This is a genomic window from Burkholderia ubonensis (genome assembly GCF_902833085.1).
Taxonomy (GTDB): domain Bacteria; phylum Pseudomonadota; class Gammaproteobacteria; order Burkholderiales; family Burkholderiaceae; genus Burkholderia; species Burkholderia ubonensis.
The window spans coordinates 62,265-82,408 of the sequence record NZ_CADFEB010000015.1 but is presented as its reverse complement, the minus strand read 5'-3'; the positions used below and the strand labels follow the sequence as shown (position 1 = coordinate 82,408).

Annotated in this window: 19 protein-coding genes; 6 read left to right on the top strand and 13 right to left on the bottom strand. The window is 67.9% G+C overall.

Translation table 11 applies throughout. The features are described 5' to 3' along the window. Positions 1–142: 142 nt before the first annotated feature. The 4 genes from HWX31_RS33865 to HWX31_RS35450 all read right to left on the bottom strand — a co-directional run bounded on the left by HWX31_RS33865 (position 143) and on the right by HWX31_RS35450 (position 5,301). The gene (locus HWX31_RS33865; protein WP_059612308.1) at positions 143–811 is read right to left on the bottom strand and encodes a response regulator; all 669 of its coding nucleotides are present in this window, start codon (positions 809–811) and stop codon (positions 143–145) included. 328 nt (positions 812–1,139) lie between these two features. Then, positions 1,140–1,337 (bottom strand): hypothetical protein, encoded by a 198-nt coding sequence (locus tag HWX31_RS33860; protein ID WP_059709215.1) that lies wholly within the window; start codon positions 1,335–1,337, stop codon positions 1,140–1,142. Between the two features lie 104 nt (positions 1,338–1,441). Next, positions 1,442–4,546 (bottom strand): ATP-binding protein, encoded by a 3,105-nt coding sequence (locus HWX31_RS33855; protein ID WP_174964358.1) that lies wholly within the window; start codon positions 4,544–4,546, stop codon positions 1,442–1,444. 488 nt (positions 4,547–5,034) lie between these two features. Next, on the bottom strand, positions 5,035–5,301 hold the full coding sequence (locus HWX31_RS35450) for a hypothetical protein (RefSeq protein ID WP_174964357.1): 267 nt from the start codon (positions 5,299–5,301) through the stop codon (positions 5,035–5,037). 293 nt (positions 5,302–5,594) lie between these two features. On the opposite strand from HWX31_RS35450, the gene HWX31_RS33845 reads away from it, so the two are divergent. The 5 genes from HWX31_RS33845 to HWX31_RS33825 all read left to right on the top strand — a co-directional run bounded on the left by HWX31_RS33845 (position 5,595) and on the right by HWX31_RS33825 (position 9,988). After that, complete coding sequence (locus HWX31_RS33845) at positions 5,595–6,476, top strand: response regulator (protein WP_174964356.1); 882 nt, start codon at positions 5,595–5,597, stop codon at positions 6,474–6,476. Between the two features lie 45 nt (positions 6,477–6,521). After that, on the top strand, positions 6,522–7,022 hold the full coding sequence (locus HWX31_RS33840) for a putative pterin-binding protein (protein WP_174964355.1): 501 nt from the start codon (positions 6,522–6,524) through the stop codon (positions 7,020–7,022). Continuing rightward, entirely contained in the window at positions 7,019–8,830 is a 1,812-nt protein-coding gene (gene atsR / locus HWX31_RS33835) for a hybrid sensor histidine kinase/response regulator AtsR (protein WP_174964354.1), read from the top strand. The genes HWX31_RS33840 and atsR overlap by 4 nt, the downstream gene beginning before the upstream one ends. Before the next feature lie 78 nt (positions 8,831–8,908). Next, positions 8,909–9,610, top strand: coding sequence for a flavin reductase family protein (locus tag HWX31_RS33830; RefSeq protein ID WP_174964353.1), 702 nt, complete (start codon positions 8,909–8,911; stop codon positions 9,608–9,610). A 45-nt stretch (positions 9,611–9,655) separates the two neighbouring features. Continuing rightward, entirely contained in the window at positions 9,656–9,988 is a 333-nt protein-coding gene (locus HWX31_RS33825) for a DUF2322 family protein (RefSeq protein WP_174964352.1), read from the top strand. Between the two features lie 114 nt (positions 9,989–10,102). On the opposite strand, the gene HWX31_RS33820 is transcribed toward HWX31_RS33825, so the two are convergent. The 4 genes from HWX31_RS33820 to HWX31_RS33805 all read right to left on the bottom strand — a co-directional run bounded on the left by HWX31_RS33820 (position 10,103) and on the right by HWX31_RS33805 (position 14,343). Next, positions 10,103–10,612 (bottom strand): P-loop NTPase family protein, encoded by a 510-nt coding sequence (locus HWX31_RS33820; RefSeq protein ID WP_174964351.1) that lies wholly within the window; start codon positions 10,610–10,612, stop codon positions 10,103–10,105. A 116-nt stretch (positions 10,613–10,728) separates the two neighbouring features. Further along, positions 10,729–11,700, bottom strand: coding sequence for a PDR/VanB family oxidoreductase (locus tag HWX31_RS33815; RefSeq protein WP_174964350.1), 972 nt, complete (start codon positions 11,698–11,700; stop codon positions 10,729–10,731). Between the two features lie 22 nt (positions 11,701–11,722). Continuing rightward, the gene (locus HWX31_RS33810) at positions 11,723–13,120 is read right to left on the bottom strand and encodes an SLC13 family permease (RefSeq protein WP_080497654.1); all 1,398 of its coding nucleotides are present in this window, start codon (positions 13,118–13,120) and stop codon (positions 11,723–11,725) included. Further along, positions 13,117–14,343: an aromatic ring-hydroxylating dioxygenase subunit alpha gene (locus tag HWX31_RS33805; RefSeq protein ID WP_174964349.1), complete on the bottom strand. Its 1,227-nt coding sequence runs from the start codon at positions 14,341–14,343 to the stop codon at positions 13,117–13,119. Before HWX31_RS33805 ends, HWX31_RS33810 begins: the two co-directional genes overlap by 4 nt. A 274-nt stretch (positions 14,344–14,617) precedes the next feature. On the opposite strand from HWX31_RS33805, the gene HWX31_RS33800 reads away from it, so the two are divergent. Next, positions 14,618–15,178, top strand: a complete 561-nt coding sequence (locus tag HWX31_RS33800; RefSeq protein ID WP_174964348.1) for an SLOG cluster 4 domain-containing protein — start codon at positions 14,618–14,620, stop codon at positions 15,176–15,178. A 45-nt stretch (positions 15,179–15,223) separates the two neighbouring features. On the opposite strand, the gene HWX31_RS33795 is transcribed toward HWX31_RS33800, so the two are convergent. From HWX31_RS33795 to HWX31_RS33775, 5 genes are all read right to left on the bottom strand, one after another. Further along, positions 15,224–16,555, bottom strand: coding sequence for a hydantoinase/carbamoylase family amidase (locus HWX31_RS33795; RefSeq protein ID WP_060306220.1), 1,332 nt, complete (start codon positions 16,553–16,555; stop codon positions 15,224–15,226). Next, positions 16,552–17,532, bottom strand: coding sequence for a dihydroorotate dehydrogenase (locus tag HWX31_RS33790; protein WP_174964347.1), 981 nt, complete (start codon positions 17,530–17,532; stop codon positions 16,552–16,554). Before HWX31_RS33790 ends, HWX31_RS33795 begins: the two co-directional genes overlap by 4 nt. After that, positions 17,525–18,385 (bottom strand): dihydroorotate dehydrogenase electron transfer subunit, encoded by an 861-nt coding sequence (locus HWX31_RS33785; RefSeq protein WP_174964346.1) that lies wholly within the window; start codon positions 18,383–18,385, stop codon positions 17,525–17,527. Before HWX31_RS33785 ends, HWX31_RS33790 begins: the two co-directional genes overlap by 8 nt. A 39-nt stretch (positions 18,386–18,424) precedes the next feature. Further along, positions 18,425–19,672 carry an MFS transporter gene (locus HWX31_RS33780; protein WP_174964345.1) on the bottom strand — a complete coding sequence of 416 codons (1,248 nt, stop codon included), beginning with the start codon at positions 19,670–19,672 and terminating at the stop codon, positions 18,425–18,427. Positions 19,673–19,781: 109 nt separating this feature from the next. Next, positions 19,782–20,105 (bottom strand): hypothetical protein, encoded by a 324-nt coding sequence (locus HWX31_RS33775; protein WP_174964344.1) that lies wholly within the window; start codon positions 20,103–20,105, stop codon positions 19,782–19,784. Positions 20,106–20,144 lie beyond the last annotated feature (39 nt).

Sequence of the window (20,144 nt, the reverse complement as noted above, 5' to 3'; positions counted from 1 at the left end):
CGGAATACCGCACCGTTCACCGATGCCGGCGCATCCGGCTCCAGGAAATCCTGTTCTTCATTCCGCTTGGCGCCCCGCTGCGCCGCTGGCGGCCGCATCCGCTCCGAAGCCGCGCCGGAGCGGCTGCGGGCCCATGCACGCGCTACGTCGACGATGTATCGCCGGCCGGCGCGCTGTCGAGCTTTTGCTCATCGGCATAGCGGATCAGGTCCGCGTCTCGAACGATCCCGAGCTTCTTCATCGCGCTCGACTTCTGCGAGCTGATGGTCTGCTTGCTGCGATGGAGCTGCGCGGCGATCTCTCCCACCGTGTAGCCCGCGCTGAATAATCGGACCACCTCGATCTCGCGCGTCGTCAGCGCGCGCGTGGCGGACTCGGATTCGGCGTCCTGCAGCAGCTGCTTGATGTGCGGCGACATGTAGTTCGCACCGACGTACGCGGCATGCACGGCGCCGATCAGGTGCGAGATCGCGTCCGACTTGCTGAGGATGCAACTCACGCCCTGCTTGTGGATCGCGCGCAGCACGCTCGGATTGTCGATCATCGTGATCGTCACGATATGCAGCGCCGGATAGCGGCGCTGCAGGAACGACAGCAGCACGAGGCCGTCGCCGTACTTGCCGCCCGGCATGACGTAGTCGAGCACGAGCACGTCGCTCTGCTGCGCGTCAAGCGCCGCGACCAGGTCCGTCGAGTTCGAAACGGTGCCCACGAGCTTGATCGTGCTATTGCCTTGCAGTGACTGCGACATGCCGAGCGCGGACGCCGGATGATCGTCGGCTACCATCACGCGCACAAAGAATTCGTCCATGTTCCTGTTTCCCCGAGGCTTTCAGTCACGCGTCCGGTCCCCGCCACGACGGGGAGCACGCTCGCGCCATCGCGCCGATGGCTGGCCGGATTCGGCGCACCGGACAAAATATGACTCGATTTTAAGATAAATCCCGGTTCGCCCGCGCAATCAGTGCCTGACCGCGCGGCGGACGATGCGTGCCAACGCCTGCGGCGCGCACGACATGTCCGCACGGCCGCACCGCGCAGACTTGCCGACGCGCGCGACGGCTCGAAGCTGTTACGGGATGCCACAACGTCGCCCGGCCGCGCTCCCGCGTATTGCGGCCGGACCGCGACACGACGCGCTATCGATGGCTCGAATCGCCGGGCAGGTCATGTGAGTTGCCATCCACCCTATTTTTCCACTCGATCAGCGCACGTCGCCGCTGAACCGGCGACATCAGCAGAAACTCGTTCATCATCGTCAGGAATTCCCTGCGAGACTTCTCAGAGAGTGCGGCAAAATCGAGCAACAGTGCGAATATTTTCCCTACATGACGCACGATGTTCCCCTCCAGTATTGATTTGAAGTCTGCCGCGCAATGTGCGTCGGCACCCTGCCTTTGTTATCTCGAATACGCGTTGAGGCGTTCGCTGTTTTTGTAGGTTATTTGTCATGCAATGCCGTTTCATGTTGGGTTGAGCCCGATGGGCAAGCGGCCCCGCATCGCGCCTTCTCCGAAGTCGCGGCACGCCGCTGCCACGCCTGCGCAAGCGCGCCGCGCAGATGCCCGAGCGTCACGGGTTTCGTCAATACGCGCCGCACACCGGCTGTCGTGCAGCGGCGCATGCCTTCGGGTGTCAAATGCGACGTCACGACCAGTACGTCGCACGCGGCATCGACGCCGCGTGCCGCCTCGGCCAGCTGATGCGCACGCATGTCGGGCAGACCGTCACCGATCAGCAGCACGTCCCAGTCGCCGCCGGCCAGCGATTCGAGCGCCGCACGCCCCGATCCAACCTTGGCTACCGTGCAGCCGAGCGCGTACAGTTGCTCGCTGAAAATCGAGCCGTTGATGGTTTCGTCGTCGGCGACGAGCACGCGCAATCCGCGACTGCCCTGCGCGGCAGTGCCGCTCGACAGTTCGGCCGTCACGCTCTCGCGAACGGGAGAACCATCGTCCCGCGGGTCTTCGCCTGATACATCACCGATCCCGCTTTTATCGCCCATCGGGCCGCCGAGCGCCAGCGCGGCGCGCAAGCCGCTGAGCGAATAACTCGACACGCGCACCGTGTCGCCCGCGCGATACGGTTCGAGCGGGCCATCGGGTATCGCGAGTATCAGCGGCGCGCAATCGCTCAGCTTGTTCAGATCCGCGTGCGACCATGCGTCGGAATCGCCGAACAGCACGACCGCGCCGCGGCGCGCGATGCCGCCCGGGAAACTCGACGGGCCGTCGTACACGCTGACGTCGAATCCCCATGCATGCAGATGCGGCAACGCAAAATCACGCCACCCGGGATGCGCGGCGATCAGCGTCAGCGTGCGTGCATGGGCCGTGCGCAGCCGGTCGAGCGCGGCGACGTCCATGCCGAGCGGCAGAAGCACCGTGAAACGGCTGCCGACGCCCGGTTCGCTCGCCACTTCGATGCGGCCGCCCATCGCCGTGACGAGCCGGTCGCACAACACGAGCCCGAGCCCCGTGCCGCCGTAACGACGTGTGATCGACGCGTCGACCTGCGAAAACGCGTTGAACAGCTTGCGCCGATGCTCGGCGGCGATGCCGATGCCCGTATCCTCGACCTCGATCGACAGTTCCGGCGCGTCGTGCCCTTCGGCGACGACGGCAACGCGCACGATCACGTGGCCCACGTCGGTAAACTTGAGCGCGTTGTTCAGCAGATTGCGGAGCACTTGCGCGAACCGCGTCGGATCGCCGCGCATCTGTTGCGTACTGCTTGCATGGATCTCGCAGAACAACTGCAACTCCTTCGCCTTCGCGATCGTCGCGAACGCGTTCAGCTCGCGTTCGACCGTCGCGATCACGTCGAACTCGATCGATTCGACCGACATCGCCCCGGCCTCGATCTTCGAGAAATCGAGAATATCGCTGACGAGCGCGAGCAAGCTCATCGCCGACGTGCGCAACGTGTGCACGCGGCCGTGCTGGATCGCGTCGAGCGCCGAACGCTCCAGCAGTTCGAGGTTGCCGAGAATCACGTTCAGCGGCGTGCGGATCTCATGGCTCATCGCCGCGAGGAACGACGATTTCGCGGCGTTGGCCGAATCGGCCGCGCGGACGGCTTCTTCGAGCTGCTGCACGAGTTGCCGCTTCACGGTCATGTCGGCGACCGCGGCAATCAATACGTCCGTGCCCTGGTAGCGTGCGCCGCATGCGAGGAATTCGAGGTGCAGCCGCGCGGCTTGCTCGCCGCCCAGCACGAGGTCGTCGTGCAGCACGCCGCCGACGTCGCCGCGCGCCTGCCATGCGTCGGCCACCTGGCTCGACAGCGCGTGATAGTCGCCGCCGATCCGCCCGACCATGTCGTTCAGCGCGGGGCTCACGAGCATGAAACGCCCGTCGTCGCGCGCGATCAGCCCGAGTCCGATCGGCGCCATCTCGATCACGCTGCGGCACAGCGCTTCGCTGTCGAACACGCGCTGCGAGTGCGCATAGAGCGGCACGAACTCCCGGCGATGAAAGCGCAGCAGCAGCCCCCACATGACCATGAGCGCGAGCAGCGTCGCGGCGCCGAGCGTACCGGCCGAACGCGCGACGCCGGCCGCGATGTCGGTCCACGACAGCGCATACGCAAGGGTCCAGCCCGTCGATTCGAGCTTGCCGTGAAACAACAGGAAACCGTCGCGGAACACGGGCGCGCCCGTCGACGCCGCGCCGCCTCGCCACGGGTTCAGGTTCAACAGGCTTTCCACGCGGCCTGCATCGCCTGCCGAAGGATCCATCGTGATGAGCCGCCCATCGGCCGTCGTGATGTAGAACGCGCCTTCGGGACGATAGTCGGCCAGCCACGACAGAAGGTAATCGGTCGGGTATTCGGTGACGAGCACCGCGAACGGCTTGCCGTTGTCGCGCGCCTCGGCCGCGAGCCGGATGCGCGGCTGCCCCGATATGGGGTCGGTGAACGGCGCCAGCCAGTGCACGTGCGGACGCGCATCGACGATGCCCGGATACTCGCGCCCGAAATCGACGCGCAGCGCCTCCAGCACGCGCGCGCGGCTGTCAAGCGAAACCAGCGCGGGATCATCGCGGCTCCGTTTGGAAATCAGCCCGAACACGCCCGTACGCGTGCTGTAATGGTAGCCTTCCAGCTTGCGCCCGCGATTGATCGAGCTCGCCGCGCAGATGCGCGACAGCAGCACCGACAACGACAGATAGCGCGCCACCTCGGCCCGGTCGCCGGTTTGCCCGGGCACGCCGACCACCAGCGACGGATATGGCCGGGTCGCGACGCGCTGGTCGTTGCGGAAAAAATCGTCGACGACCGCCGCCGACGCATCGCTCGCCTCCTGCCAGATCAACTGCGCGTTCGCGACGCCGTTGCGGAACGAGGTTTCGCTCACCTGGATTTCGTTGAGCGTCTGCTCCACGCCGTTCAGGTAGTTGCGCCGTGCCCCCTCGACATAGCCCGAGACGATCGACACCATCCCGAGACCGCAGGCGATCAGGACAAGGACGGTGACGACGATTCCGCCGCCGAACACAGAAATACTCTGGTAACGGCGAAGGGATTGAAGCGGGCTCTGCGACATGGCATGCGGCGACGATCGCGAACGCGGCTGGAACGATGCCGTTCCTGCGCCCGTGATCGTCTCGGAAAACACCTGTAAAAAAGGGATTTCCGATCATGCCAAAGGCACGCACGAGTGTCCTCATCGCGTGAACCATTTCGTACAGATCAAATTAGATGGCGAAGAATTTTCGGACTTGACTGAAACCCGACGCGGGCAAATAGCCGTCGCTCGTTTCGCATCGTGTTGTCGGCGCGTTCAACGGGCTAGCCGCTCAGGCAACGCATTTTGTTAAATTCTTTTAAATGCGCTTCCGGTCGCGCGACCAAAAGAAAGGGTTCTTCACGCCGATCCGTGAAGAACCCTTGCAAAGTACCGTTCCGGCGAACACCGAACCGGCCAACCCGTCCGGCACGCATGCCGGACGAGCGTCGGATCGAAGTCGCGACAGCGCGACATGCTCGGGAAACGAGTGCCGCTGCAGCGCGCGCCTCCCGGAACGGCGCCGATCAGTCCTGGATTTCGCGGAAATCGAGGCCCGCGAGCGGCACCGCCGCGGCGCTTCCGGTCATGCTGTTGCCGCTCATCCAGCCGAAATTCGGGCCGGCCAACCCGCCGTGGAACTGGTCGTAGCCGGCCGTGCAGGCAATACGATGGTGGTCTCCCCGCGGCTGCCCCGTTGCTTTCGGATGCGGGTCAATAGCCGTACCAGTACGTCTGCTTCCAGACGCCGCAATACGGATAGCCCGAATTCCCGTAGCCGTAATAGACGTCACGCCGTTGCGTGCGCTACTTGTAGTCTTCGTTGTTATCGCGCACCCGGTCGGGCGCGCGGCGCAGTGGATATCCACCGCGCCGGCGCTCGGCCCAAGGCTCTCTCAGGTTCCCTGCTTTACTCGTTTGTCACGTTTTGCCGCGCCCTCCAAACATGACGCAAAAAACAATAGTGACGCGGTGAGCAATAATAGCGGAGAAAAATGGCATGTCAAGCCGATTCTTATTTTGAAGTTTGCACGGCGCGTCAGCTTTGCTATGCTTCGACGCGCACACCACCGGAGACCTCACCGAGATGCCCAACAACGAGCAGGCCAACGCCGACCTCATCACCGCCACCAAGGTGCGCGACCTCCTGACCCGGAACGGCATTCCGCCGCGCAGCCACAACACGACGATCGCGAACGTGCTCGGCCTGAGCTTTTCCGTCGTCACCCGCAAGATGAAAGGCCTGATCCCGTGGAACCTGTCGCAGCTGCGGGACATCGCGACGCATTTCGGCGTGCCGCCCGCGATCCTGCTCGACGACCAGGGCGCGCACGCGGGCGCGGGCGCGGCCCCCGAGATGCTCGACGCGACGCTCGTCATCGAATCGAGGCGCCTGCGCTGCCGGGCCGCGATCTCGACGAAGGCCAGCAGCCACGCCGAAACGGATTTCGTCGCGATCCAGTCGCAAGGCGAATGGATCGTCATGGAACGCCACCACGCGCATGAAGGCCGCACCTATCCCGTCGACGTGATCGAGCTGCGCTCCGCCCGGCAGCATGCATACGCGGCGCGCATCGCCGTGGTCGACGATTCGGCGGACGTGGCCGAGACGGTATGCGAGTATTTCGTCGAGAAAGGCGTGAACGCGATCCCGTACTACGACGGCGACTCGTTCAGGAAGGCGCTGGAGCTCGAGGATTTCGACGGCTACATCCTCGACTGGATGCTCGGCGACCAGACGGCCGCCGATCTCGTGCGCAGCATCCGTTCGAGCGAAAATGGCGATGCGCCGATCTTCCTGCTGACGGGCAAGATCTCCACCGGCGAGGCAAGCGAGGACGAGATCGCGCGCGTGATGTCTCAGTTCAACGCGCGCTGCGAGGAGAAGCCGGTCCGCCTGCCGATCCTGTTCGCCGAGGTGGCGCGCGAGCTGAAGATCGCCCAGCCGTTCAACGCGCCCGCGGGCTGAACCCGGTTGGGCCCACGGCACATCGACAACACGCAAGAGGAAACCATGCGAAATCCGAGAATCTGGTTGCACGGCCTGCTGCTGGCCTGCCTGCTGGGCGCCGCCGCCGCGTCCTGGGCCGCGCCGTTCAAGTTCACCGTCGACGGCAACATCGCGAAATCGAATCAGCCCGGCAAAGCCGTGTACGTGTTCTCCGAACAGGCGCTGATGGCGCTGCCGCAGCACACGATCACGACGTCGACGAGCTGGACGCCGGTGGCGACCTTCAGCGGCCCGCGCCTCGCCGACGTGCTGAAGCTCGTCGGCGCGAAAGGCACGCAGATCGAGCTTCACTGCATCGACGAATACACGTTCACGATCCCCTTGTCGGACGCCGACAAGTACGGCGTGATCCTCGCCCGCAAGATGAACGGCAAGGTGCTCGACAACGCGAGCTACGGCCCGCTGTGGGTCATGTATCCGCGCGACCAGTTCGCGGACGAGCTGAAGACGCCGCTCGGCGAAGCGAAGTTCGCGTGGCAGGTCGTCGGCCTCACCGTGAAATGACGGCCAGGCGATGGAAAAAGCGCAAGATCATCGTCGCCCTCGGCTCGCTGTGGATCCTGGGCTTCGCCGCGTGGGCGTTCCTGCTGCATGACCTGCTCGCGACGTCGGTCAACGAAGGCGTGCTCGAAGGCCCGCGCGAAGGAGTGTTCTGGACGGCCGCGCAGTATCGCAACGCGTACAGCCGGTTCGACCGGCAACTGATCCTCTACGCGACGCGCCAGGACGACGACTTCGATCGCGTCGAGACGCAGCTCGACGCGCTGTCGGCGTCGTTCGGCTTCCTGCGGCGGCCGTCCGAAGTGTCCGAATACTGGCTGCGCATCCCGAAGGCGCGCGACGACATCGCGACGCTCGGCGCATTCATGGCCCGGCTGCAGCGCGAAGTGCCGGCGCTGCGCGAGGCACGCGGCGATGCGCGGCGCATGGCGGCCGACGTCGACGCGTACTGGCCCAAAGTGAACGCCCTCGCCAACTACTTCCGCGCGCTGGAGATGGCGCAGCGGGACTTCACGTTCCACCAGCTGAAGGAAAAGCAGCAGGCGATCCTGATCCTCGGCAGCATCCTCGGCGTCATCCTCGGCGCGCTGTTCCTGCTGCTGTTCTACACGGTGCGCACGCGCGACGACCTGCTCGAGCGGCAGCACGCGGCGCTCGTCGCGGAGAAGCAGGCATCGGACCGCGCGTTCGAGATGGTCGACGCGAAGAACGCGTTCCTCGGGATGGTCAGCCACGAGCTGCGCACGCCGCTGCAGGCGATCAGCGGGTCGATCGAGATCCTGCTCGCGCGGCCGCAGTCGGACGCGAACCTGAAGACGATCAGGCGGCTGCAGAACTCCGCATCGTCGCTCGAAGCGCTGGTGAGGGAGCTCACCGACTACATCAAGCTGCGCTCCACCCGGCGCCGCGCCGAGCCGGCAATCGTCGGCATCGCGCCGCTGCTGGCCGACACGATGGAGCCGTTTCGCGAGCGGATCTCGGCCAAGCGCATCCACGCGTCGCAGCGCGTCGAGCCGCCCGGTCTGGCCGTGTGCTCGGATCGCCAGCTGCTGCAGCAGGTGCTGTCCAACCTGATCGAGAACTCGGTCAAGTACACGAACGGCGGCACGATCGACGTGAGCGCGACGCTGCTCGACGCGCCCGCCGGCCCGAAGCTGAGGATCGCCGTGCGCGACACCGGCGCCGGCATCGCGAAGCCGCATCTGTCGAAGATCTTCGAGCCGTTCTACCGCGCGAACGACGCGCAGGGCCTGCATGTGGACGGCATCGGCATGGGCCTCGCCGTCGTGCGGCAGATCGTGACGACGCTGCGCGGGCACATCGACGTGCACAGCGCCGTCGGCGAAGGCAGCGAATTCGTCGTGACGCTGCCGGTCGAGGTGCCCGACAGCGGCGAACCGGCGGGCGACACGCCAGCATCGCCGCACGCGGCGCCGCATCGCGACCGGCGCGCGCTCGTCGTCGACGACAACGACAACGCGCGCGAAACGCTCGGCTCGATGCTGGCGGCGCTGGGCATCCACGCCGACCTGTGCGGCACCGGCAGCGAAGGCGTCGCGCGTTTCGCCGAGTACCGGTACGACATCGTGCTGCTGGATCTCGAGCTGCCCGACCTGAACGGTGTCGAGGTCGCGAAGCGGATTCGCGCGGCGATGCCGGCGGACGGCACGCGGCGCGCGGCGATCCTGGGCGTCAGCGCGTACGAATCGGCCGCGCTGGAGGCGCACAAGACCGTCTTCGACGCGTTCCTGCCGAAGCCCGTGCATCTGGGCGAGCTCGGCGCGCTGGTGGAGAAGTTGATCGCCGAATGACATCACAAGAAGCGGAGCGTCAGCCGGCGGCGGACGGATCAGCATGAAGCCTGATCCCGTCACCCGAAGGCCCCTACCATGAATGCTCCGCATCGCATCTGCGAACCGAACATCCTCTACTTCGGCACGCCCGTCGTGCTGATCGGCACACGCAACGACGACGGCACGGCCAATCTCGCGCCGATGTCGTCCGCGTTCTGGCTCGGCTGGCGCGGCGTGCTCGGCCTCGCGGCCAGCTCCCGAACCACGCAGAACCTGATACGCACCGGCGAATGCGTGCTGAACCTGCCGTCGGCCGCGCAGGCGGATGCGGTGGACCGCATCGCGCGCACGACGGGTTCCAGCCCGGTGCCGGCGTCCAAAACGGCGCGCGGCTATGTGTACGAGCCCGACAAGTTCGGCCGGGCCGGGCTCACCGAAACCGCGTCCGACACGGTGTCGGCGCCGCGCGCGCTCGAATGCCCGGTGCACCTGGAGGCCGTCGTGGCGGCCCGGCACGGGCTCGCCGAGGATTCTGCCGAAGGGCGCGGGCGCATCTGCGTGTTCGAGGTGCGGATCCAGCGCGTGCATGTCCATCCGGACCTGCTGATGGACGGCGATCCGGACCGGATCGATCCCGACAAGTGGTCGCCGCTGATCATGAGCTTTCAGAAGTTCTACGACCTCGCGCCGCGGCAGGTTCACGCGTCGCGACTCGCGGAGATTCCCGAACGCCTGTATCGCAGCCCGGACGTCGACCGCGCGCGAGCGGCCGCCGACTCGCCGCACCCGATCGGATAAGATACGGCCCGCGATGCCCTTTACCGAACCGACGGAGCGTTTCCAGTGATTCAACCGACCAGCGTATTCAAGGACAACCTCGCGCAACTGCCGTCCATCGACGGCATCGAGCGCATCGACCTCGTCAGCGGAAACGGCGACGTGGTTGCGAACATCGAGAACAAGCCGGGCAAGCAGGGCTCGCTCGCGGTGTATCACTATCTGCGGCAGACGTTCGGCACGCTGGACGCGAAGGCGGCCGAGCACGGCCTTGCCGTGTTCGCCGAACATACGGCCGATGCGCGCAACCGTCCGGGCGCGCATCCGAACGTCGACCACCTGCTCGCGATCACGGCCGGCGGCGAACCGCTGCGCATCGAGGTCATTCCGCGGGCCTGAGGAGCGCACGGACATTGCTCCGTGCCACCCGGCGCGCCCGAAACGGCGCGCGCCGACATGGCGCCGGCATCAATGATGTCGAACGGCCAGCGCCGATCGCACTCGCCGGGGCCGTCATTCCGGCAGCGCAGCCCCCAGCGACGCCGCAAACGCCGTGACTTCGTCACGGCTCGACAGGCACAAGCAATCGCGCCGAAAGTCGTTGAAGATCCGCTCATGCGCGGCGTACGAACTCGAGCCGTCACGGCTTCGATACGTCGCGGCCCATTGCAGCAGCGCGGCCAGCGACGCTTCGCTGCCGCCGCGCCGAATCCCGCGCTCCCGGATGGCGGCGACGCAGTCGGCCGGATCGACGCGCAGCCACACGAGCGCCGTCGCATCCGCGAGTATCCCTTCGACCAGCCAGCCGTAGATGCCTTCGATCACCCAGCGCTCGTGCTCGGCCGCACGCTTGACCGCGCGCATCGCGTCGTCGCGGTCGCGCGGCACGTCGTAACCGCCGGGCAGCCAGTGAATCTGGTCGAGATCCACGAGCGTCGCCGCGTGCGACCGGGCGATGCGTTGCGCCAGCCAGCTCTTTCCCGAGCCGGAATTGCCGATGACGATCGTTCTGGTCAGATCCATGGGGCGCGCGGGCGGGTTGGGCAGGAGAGCGTCAGTCTAACCGGACGGACGGGCCTAACAGCCGAACCCGCCGATTCCGCCGATTCCGCGCGTCGAAGCGGAACGGCGTCTACAGCTCACAGATCCAGCACCAACCGTTCGCCGCGGCAGCGCGACACGCACGGCATCATGCAGTCGTTGCGGGCCTTGTCCGCCGCGCTCAGGAACGCGTCCCGATGATCGGGCGTGCCGTCGAGCACGGTCGTCCGGCATGCGCCGCACACGCCCGCCTCGCATGACGTGGCGACCTCGATGCCATGGTCGTACAGCACATCGGTGATCGACTGCTCCGGCGGCACGCGCAGCGTGCGCCGCGAGCGCGCGAGTTCGATCTCGAACCCGCCGTCCTCATCCGCGGCAGTACCCGCGGCCGGCGCGGAAAAATGCTCGTGATGCAGCCGCGCATCGCCGAGCGCCGGGCGCGCGATCGCGTCGACGGCCGCCATGAACGGCGCCGGCCCGCAGAAATACAGATGCGCGCACGGGTCCATCGCGCCGACGATCGCCGCGATCGCGTCGCCGGTCGCGTCGGGCGTCAGCCCCGTGTGCACCGTCGCGACGCTCGCGAGTTGCGACGCGAGCGTCGCCCCGTACGCGGCCGCGTCGGCCGAACGCACGAAGTAGTGGAACGCGAGCGGCCGCCCCGCGCGCAACAGGCTATGCGCCATCGCGAGCAACGGCGTCACGCCGATCCCGGCGGCGAGCAGCACGGCCGGGCTGTCGTCCGGCGCGAGCGGGAAGTAATTCAGCGGCGCGCCGATCCGCAGCACGTCGCCGACCCGGATCGCGTCGTGCACGTGCGCGGAGCCGCCGCGCGACGCCGGCTCGCGCTTGATCGCAATCTCGTACACGCCGCGCTCGAACGGGTCGTTGCACAGCGAGTACTTGCGCGTGAGCCCGTCGCGCAGATGCAGGTCGATATGCGCGCCTGCGTCGAACGCGGGCAGCGCGAAATCCGGCGCGTCGCTGACGAGCCGCAGCGAAATCACGTCGCATGCGACGCGCTCGCGCGCGATCACGCGCGCGGCAATCAGGTCGTTTTCGGTCATTGGATTCCCCGTTCAGGAACACTCACAGCAGCCCGATCAGCCGCCACCACAACGCATTGACCGGGATCACGAACACCACGCCCAGCAGCGCCGTCGCGATGCAGTACCGCAGCACCGCGCCCCGGTCGAGCTGCGCGAGCGCGTTGCCGAACACGATCGGCGGCGACTGGTACGGCAGGACCGTGGTCGCATAGCCCATCACCTGCGCGAGCAGGCCGGCCTTCAGGTGCAGCCCCTGCGCGAGCAGGCGCGACACGATCGGCACGTACAGCGCAGGTTCCGCGTTCGACGTGACCGCGAAGCAGACGACGATCGACAGCGCGGTCAGCGCGAAGTACGCGAGCATCGGGCTGTCGCGCAGCGCATCGAGCGCGAGCGCGTCCGGCACGCGCACGCCGAGATGGTTGACGAGCGCGGTCAGCCCGATGATCGCCGCGATGAACCACAGCAGGTCCATCTTCAGCGTCGCGGTGAAGCGTTCGAGCTGCGCGGGCGGCGACGTGGCGAAATAGACGAGCGTGAAGCCGAGCCCGACCCAGCCGGGCGCGACGTGATGCACGGCATCGGTGAACCACAGCGCGAGCGTGATCGCGAGCAGCACGATCGCGTGCCATTCGCGGCGGCCGAGCGCGACGCGCGCCGCCGGTATCTCGACTTCGCCGACCGTATCCGCGAACAGCCAGTAGGACGCGAGCACCAGCACCGCGCCGCGCACGATCACGCCGGCCGGAAAGAACAGCAGCAGATACTCGGAGAAGCGCAGATGCAGCCCGTGCGACTGCTCGAGAATCCCCGCCATGATCACGTTCGGCAGGTTCGCTGGCAGCACCGCGGCGGCCAGCTCGTACGAGCCGACGATCACGAGCAGCAGGATGCCGCGCCGCCCGTTCGCATGCGCGCCGAGCTTCACGACGTCGCAGTAGCCGATCGCGATCGGAATCAGGATCGCGATCCGCCCGAACGTCGACGGCATCACGAGCGACAGCAGGAAGCTCAGGATCGCGAACGCGAGCAGCGCCTTCAGGTACGAGCCGCCGATCCGGCGCGCGAGCGCGATGCCGATCCGCTCGCTCAGGCCGCTCTCCTTCAGCGCGAAGCCGATCGCCGCGCCGCTGAACACGAGCCAGAACGCGCTCGACCCGAAGCCCGAGAAGATCTCGGCGGTGGGCACCGACGTGCAGGTCGCCGCGAGGAAGAAGAACAGCAGCGACACCCAGAGGCTCGCGACCGCGCCGGTCGCCCACAGCACGATGCAGGTGAACACGATCGCGATGATCCGCGCGTCGCCGGCCGCCAGCGTGCCGCGCGCGCCGAGCGCGGCGACGGTCGCGAGCCCCGCCGCGAGCAGCGCGGCCGTGACGCGCCCGCCCGTCAGCATGCCGGCCCCGCGGCCCGGCCCGCCGATCGCAGCGCCGCTCAAGCGCGCATCACCGGCGAGTTCGCCGGGATCTCGTATTCGACGTGCGACTCGTCGAAGATGTCGCCGAATTCGCGCTGCTGGCGGAACGTCGGGTCCGGCGCGCAGCTCATCGGCAGATAGCCGCCCATCCATTCGCGCAGGTCGGTCACGTCCGGCGCGCCGCCGTACGCGTTCGCGACCGGCCGCTCGCCGCGCGCGACCGCGTCGATCTGCTCCTGCAGCATCTGGCGGAACATCACGATCCCGCGATCGGACGCGCCGAGGTTCTCGCGCGAACGGTCGAAGATCGGGCCCTGCGTCTCCACCGCCATCGCATCCTGGCTCATGAACGTGTTCATCAGGTAGCGGCCCGATGCGTCGGTGCGCGCCGGCTGGCGGATGATCTTCGGCGCCGCGTCGGGTTGCGGCTGCGCGCCGTCCGCGTTCGGCGTGAACGACACCCAGACGATCCGCGTCGTCGTATCGTCGACCGGCACACGCCAGTGCATCTCGGTCATGATCCGGAGCATGTTCGGGAACACCATCAGGTTGCCCCAGCCGCGGCCCTCGCCTTCGTACTCCCAGCTCTTCACGATGCCCCAGTCGAAGCGCTGGAAGCCGAACCGCTTGAACGGCTTGCCGAACCCGGACGCGTCGCGCATGCCGAGGTGCTCGAAGTATTTCGAGTGCGTGTAGAACGTGTGCGTGACGTCGACCGCGTTTTCCTGCACCTGGAACCAGTTGCACGCGAGATCGTCCTGCACCTCGAAATGGCGCACGCCGTCGTTGCGCACGAGGATGTCCCAGTTCGGAAACGCGGGCTTGTGTTCCGCCGGCCCCATGTACGCGAAGATCAGCCCGCCGCATTCGTGCGTCGCATAGCTGTCGATCAGCTTCTTGCAGACGCGGCTCGCCTTCGCCGATTCGAACGGCCGCTCCACGCATTCGCCGGCCGCGTTGTACAGCCAGCCGTGATACGCGCAGCGGATCGTCTCCTCCTCGACGAAGCCGTACAGCAGCGACGCGCCGCGATGCGGGCAACGCTCCTGCACGAGCAGCACGCCGCCGTTGCCGGTGCGCGCGAGCACCAGATCCTCGCCGAGAATCCGCACGCGCTTCGTCTGGCCGGCTTCAGCCAGCTCCGACGAATAACCGACCGGATGCCAGTAGCGACGCAGCAAGTCGCCGCACGGCGTGCCCGGCCCCACGCGGGTCAGCACTTCGTTGGTGGCGTGGTCAAGCATGAATACACCTCTCTCTCAGGTTGTAGCGGGCTGTATCGCCCCGGAGACGTCTGCGTACCGGCCAACCTTCAGGCCGCGATGCGCTCGTCAATAAATCTATTTTTTTAGACTAAATAAAGTGAAGGAAAAATGCAAGGCGGGAAAATCCACAATTTTCAGGCCGTCATCGGCTCCTCACTCACGAAAATCGGTCGATGTGTATAATTAAAAAGACGGACGGTGCGAACGATCGCCGGGATCGGCGCGCCGCGCGTCGGCCAACCAGGAGGACAAGATGGCGATCATTGGCGTGATGGGCTCGGGCAAGAACGAATGGCCGGAGTTGGCGGCGCCGCTCGGTGCGTGGATCGCCGCGCAAGGATTCGACCTGCTGACGGGCGCCGGCCGCGGCGTGATGCTGTCGGCCGCGCGCGCGTTCGCGACGACGCCGGGGCGCCGCGGCCGCTCGATCGGCATCGTGCCGAGCGAACCGCACCCGCTGTTCGGCTTCGTGCCGATCGCCGGCTATCCGAATCCGTTCATCGACCTGCCCATCGTCACGCCGCTGCCGCGCAAGGAAGCCGACGCGCCGGACGACGCATTGAGCCGCAACTACGTGAACGTGCTGACGAGCGACGTGGTCGTCGCGCTGCCGGGAAGCAAGGGCACGCTCGACGAGATCCGCCTCGCGACGCGCTTCGCGAAACCGCTGATCTGCGTGGGGCCTGCGGGCGCGTTCGACGGCGTTGCGGCCGGTACGCGCATCGTGTCGGCGCTCGACGACGTCTACGCGTTCGTGCTCGCGCAGGTGCGGCGTGCGGACGGCGGCACAGGCGCGGACGTCCCGCCTGCGTGAGCGGCAGCGCATCGTCCACAGTCGCCTCGCCTCCTGCAGCACCGCTCAGAGCCGCGCAATCGTATCGGCGAGCACCCGCACGCCCAGCATGAAATCGTCGATCGACATCGCCTCGTGCGGGTTGTGCGACCCGTGCTCGTTGCGCACGAACAGCATCCCGCTCGGCACGCCCGCGTTCGCGAACAGCGCCGCGTCGTGGCCCGCGCCGCTCGGCAGCGTCGCGAACGGCACGTCGAGCCGCGCGCACGCGTCGGCGAGCGCGGCGCGCAGGGCGGCATCCATCCGCGCCGGCGCGCTCGACAGCCGCCGGTCGAAATCGAACCGCACGCCGCGCTCGCGCGCAATCGAATTGCATTCGGCGAGCAGCAGCTCATGGAAGACGTCGAGCGTCTCCGTGCTCTCGCTGCGCGCCTCGAAGCTGAAATGCACCTGGCCGGGAATCCGCGAGATCGAATGCTCGTCCTGGTCGGTCGACACGATGCCGGTCGTCACGACGAGATCGATGTTGCGTTCGAGCAGCCGGCGCCAGTGCTCGTCGAGCCGCGTGATCAGCTCGGCGACCGCGAAGATCGCGTCGTGCCGCAGGCTGCGCGGCACCGCGCCGGAATGGCCGGCCTCGCCGATGCAGCTGATGGAGTTGTGCCGCACGTTGCCGCGAATGCCGGACACGACCGCGACCGGCAGCCCGCGCGCGACCATCACGGGCCCCTGTTCGATGTGCAGCTCCAGATACGCATGGGCGCGCCGCACGTCGAACAGCGGCTTGCCCGCGCGCACCGCGTCGACGTCGACGCCCGCCGCCGCCATGCAGTCGGCGAGCGACCGGCCGGTGCTGCGATGCTTCATCGCGAGATCGTCCGGCTTCAGCCGGCCGAACAGCGCGCTCGATCCCATGTAGGCCTTGCCGAACCACGCGCTCTCTTCGCCGCGCAGCGCGATCACGTTCAGCGGGCGCGGCGACGCGCGTCCGGTGCGCCGTTGCGCGACGAGGCACAGCAGCCCCGCGACGATGCCCGCGAGTCCGTCGTAGTTGCCGCCGTGCGGCACCGAGTCGAGATGCGAGCCGACCCAGATCGCGCTCGCCTGCTGATCCGCATCGGGCAGGCTGAAGACCAGGTTGGCCGCGCGGTCGGTGCGCACCGCGAGGCCCTCGCGTTCCGCGTGCTCCGCGAGCCGCTGCGCGGCCGCCGTTTCGCTCGCGCCGTAGCTCTCGCGCGTGACGCCCGCGCCGTCGGCCGACAGTGCGCGGATCTCGTCGAACCACTGCCCGGCCAGCGCCGTCAGTTCGGCAAGCGGCTGCGCCGCCGCGTCGTGCGTCGCGAGCCCGAGCGCGTCGCCGTCCGCCGGCGCGCCCGGCCAGTCAGCATGCGCGTTCATCGCGCCTCCGCCGGCGTGCCGCCCGCGCGTGCCGGCGCCTCGCAAAAGCGCCGCCACCGCTCGCCGAGATCGGCGTCGAGCCTGACCTGCCCGGTCAGCGACGCGATCGCGCCGATGCCCTCGTCCGCGCAAAACCGCTCGAGCCCGTCGATGATCGTGCGCATCACGCCCGGATCGCGGAACGACGCGGTGCCCACCTGCACCGCGCTCGCGCCGGCGAGCAGAAACTCGATGGCGTCGGCGGCGCTCCGGATGCCGCCGCAGCCGATCACCGGGATCGACACGGCGCGGTAGCACTGGTGGACGAGCCGCAGCGCGATCGGCTTGATCGACGGCCCGGACAGGCCGCCCATCACGTTGCCGAGCGACGGCCGGCGCGTGCGCACGTCGATCGACATGCCGAGCACCGTGTTGCCCATCACGACCGCATCGGCGCCGGCGTCTTCGGCCGCTTTCGCGACCGTCGCGATGTTGCCCGCGTTCGGCGTCAGCTTCACCCACAGCGGATGCCCGGTGCGCCTGCGGATCGCAGCGACGACCTGCCGGGTCGTGCCCGCGTCCATCCCGAACGCCATGCCGTCGGCCTCGAGATTCGGGCACGAGATGTTCGCCTCGATCGCCGCGACGTCCGGCCGCGACAGCGCCTCGCACGCGCTCGCGAATGCATCCGCCGTATCGGCGGACACCGACGCGACGACCGGCGTGCCGTGGCCGGTGTACGCGGGCAGCACGTGCTCGACGTAGTCGTCGATGCCGCGGCTCGGAATGCCGATCGAGTTCAGCATGCCGTCACCCGCGTCGGCGACGCGCGGCGTCGGGTTGCCCGGACGGCTGACGGGCGACACGCTCTTGATCACGAGCGCGCCGAGCCCGCCCAGGTCGAGCGCATCGCGATACTCGATCGCGAAACAGCCGGACGCCGGCATCACGGGATTGCGCAGGCGCAGTTCGCCCACGCGTACGGTCAGGTCAGCCAAATTCCACCTCCGCCACCACGTCGCGAATCGCGAACACCGGGCCTTCGCGGCACACACGCCGGAACGCGCGGGTTTCGCCGTCGTCGAACATCCGCACGCACGACAGGCACACGCCCATCCCGCACGCCATCCGCTGCTCGAGCGCGACCTCGCCGCGCATCGACGGATGGTCGGCGAGCACGCGCTGCAGCAGCGCGAGCAGCCGCTGCGAGCCGCACGTATAGACCGCGTCCGGCCGATCGCGCGCGATCGCGTCGCGCAGCAGCGCGCCGACGTTCGCGACCGCCGACGTGCCGTCGCTGTCGAACACCGCATGCACGTCGGCCGGCGCGCCGCGCAGGAATTCCGCAGTCATCAGGTCGTCCGGCGTGCGCGCCGACATCACGACCGTCAGCGCGATGCCCGAGCGTGCGGCACGCTGCACGAGCGGCGCCATCGTCGCGAGCCCGACGCCGCGCGCGACGAGCAGCAGCCGCCGCGCGCCGGGGTCGAGCGTGAACGGGCGGCCGAGCGGCCCGACGATCGGCAGCCGGTCGCCCGCGCCGAGCCGCGCGAGCGCGCGCGTGCCTTCGCCGGTCACGTTGTACAGGAACTCGATTTCGCCGGCGCCGGGGCCGACGCCGTACACGCTCATCGGGCGCGGCAGGAAGGGCCGGTGCCGATCGGTGACGGGGCAGACCAGCTGATAGAACTGGCCGGCCTGCGTGACGCTCGCGAGCGGCGCGTCGGCGCGCACGCGCAGATAGCGATAGCGCCGGTTCACCGCATGATGCGCGACCACGTCGCACGCGTGCGTGGCGACGCTGGCCGCCCACGGCTGCGCGCAAGTGCGCGCCGCATCGATCACGTCCATGGTTTTCTCCTCGTTGCGATTGGCCGGACGGCGGGCGCGTCAGTCGAGCGCGCGGTCCTTCAGCTCCGGAATCAGCGTGACCGTGACGATCATGTCCAGCACGTACAGCGCGGCCAGCATCGCGATCGCGATCTGAAACGAGTAGCGCGCGGCGAGCGCGCCGACGACGAGCGGCCCGAGGCCGCCGATCGCGCGGCCGACGTTCCACAGCACGTTCTGCGCGGTCGCACGGACGGCCGTCGGGTACGCCTCGGACATCAGCGTGCCGTAGCCGCCGACCATGCCGTTCACGAACATGCCCATCAGCGCGCCGGCCCACAGCATCGTGGCCGGGTCCGTCAGCCGCGAATACGCGAACACCATCGCCACCGAGCCGACCTGGTACAGCAGGAACGTCGGTTTGCGGCCGATCCGGTCGGCCAGGTGTCCGAACACCCAGACGCCGGCCATCATCCCGAGCACGGTCGCCGCGGTCCACAGCCCGGATTTCGTCAGCGAGAAGCCGAGCTGCTTCGACAGGAACGTCGGCATCCAGATCATGATCCCGTAGTAGCCGAAGTTCTGCACCGCGCACAGCACGACGATGCCGATGCTCGTGCGGGCCGTGCGCGCATCGGCGAACAGCAGCCGGAAACGCGCGCCCGTGCGCGCCGGCTGCTTGCTGCGGACGAACACTTCCGGCTCGTGCAGCTTGTTGCGCAGCACCCAGGCGACGATCGCGGGCAGCACGCCGATCGCGAACATGCCGCGCCAGCCGACCGTCTGCAGCAGCAGCGGCGTCAGCAGCGACGCCGCGAGCACGCCGCTCTGCCAGCCGAGCGCCACGTACGACGACACGCGAGCCCGCTTGCTGGCCGGCCACGCTTCGGCCGCGAGCGCCATGCCGATGCCGAATTCGCCGCCGAGGCCGATGCCGGCGATGGTCCGGTACGCGAGCAGATCCCAGAAGCCCTGCGCGAACGCGCACAGCCCGGTGAACACCGCGAACAGCAGGATCGTCCACGTCAGCACGCGCACGCGGCCGTAGCGGTCGCTGAGCGCGCCGAAGATCACGCCGCCCGCGACCGCGCCGACCAGCGTCCACGTGACGAGCGCTCCCGCCTGCTGCGCGCCGAGCTGCAGCGACGCCGAAATCGCCGGCAGCATGAAGCCGAGGATCAGCAGGTCGAAGCCGTCCATCGCATAGCCGATGGCCGAGCCGGCCAGCACTTTCCATGCGTAGCGCGACACCCGCTCGGGCGGTGCGCCGGCGGGCGCGGCCGCGGTGGATCGAAGGTTCGCTTCCATGATTGTCCGTATCGTGAGGAGAGGAGATCGATGCCGGCGCTCCGCATCGCGGCCGCTCGTCGTTTTTTTTAGACAAACGACGCGAGCGGATCGGCGCCGGCGCCGCGCGTCAGACGACCAGTTCCTTCGACACCTGCGCGGCGAAGCCGTTGAGCGCCGAGAGCAACGCGTCGTCCGAGTGCTGGCTCGCGTCGCTCAGGCGTCGCGCGTGCTCGCGCAGCTCGGCGAGGAACGCCTGCACCGTCTCCGTGCAGACCGCCACGCCCTCCTGCCGCTCGGCGAACGTCGCGGCCGCCTGCGCGAGCAGCACCAGCGCCGCCGATTCGCGCCCGTGCGGCGCCGCCGCGTCCCGGCAGCGCGTGGCGAACCGGTGAATGTCGGAAAAGCCGACGATGTCCTGTGCCAGCCACTGCGTGGCGTCCAAAAGATTCATGCTCGCCTCCTCGTCTAAATATTTAGACTACCTGCATCA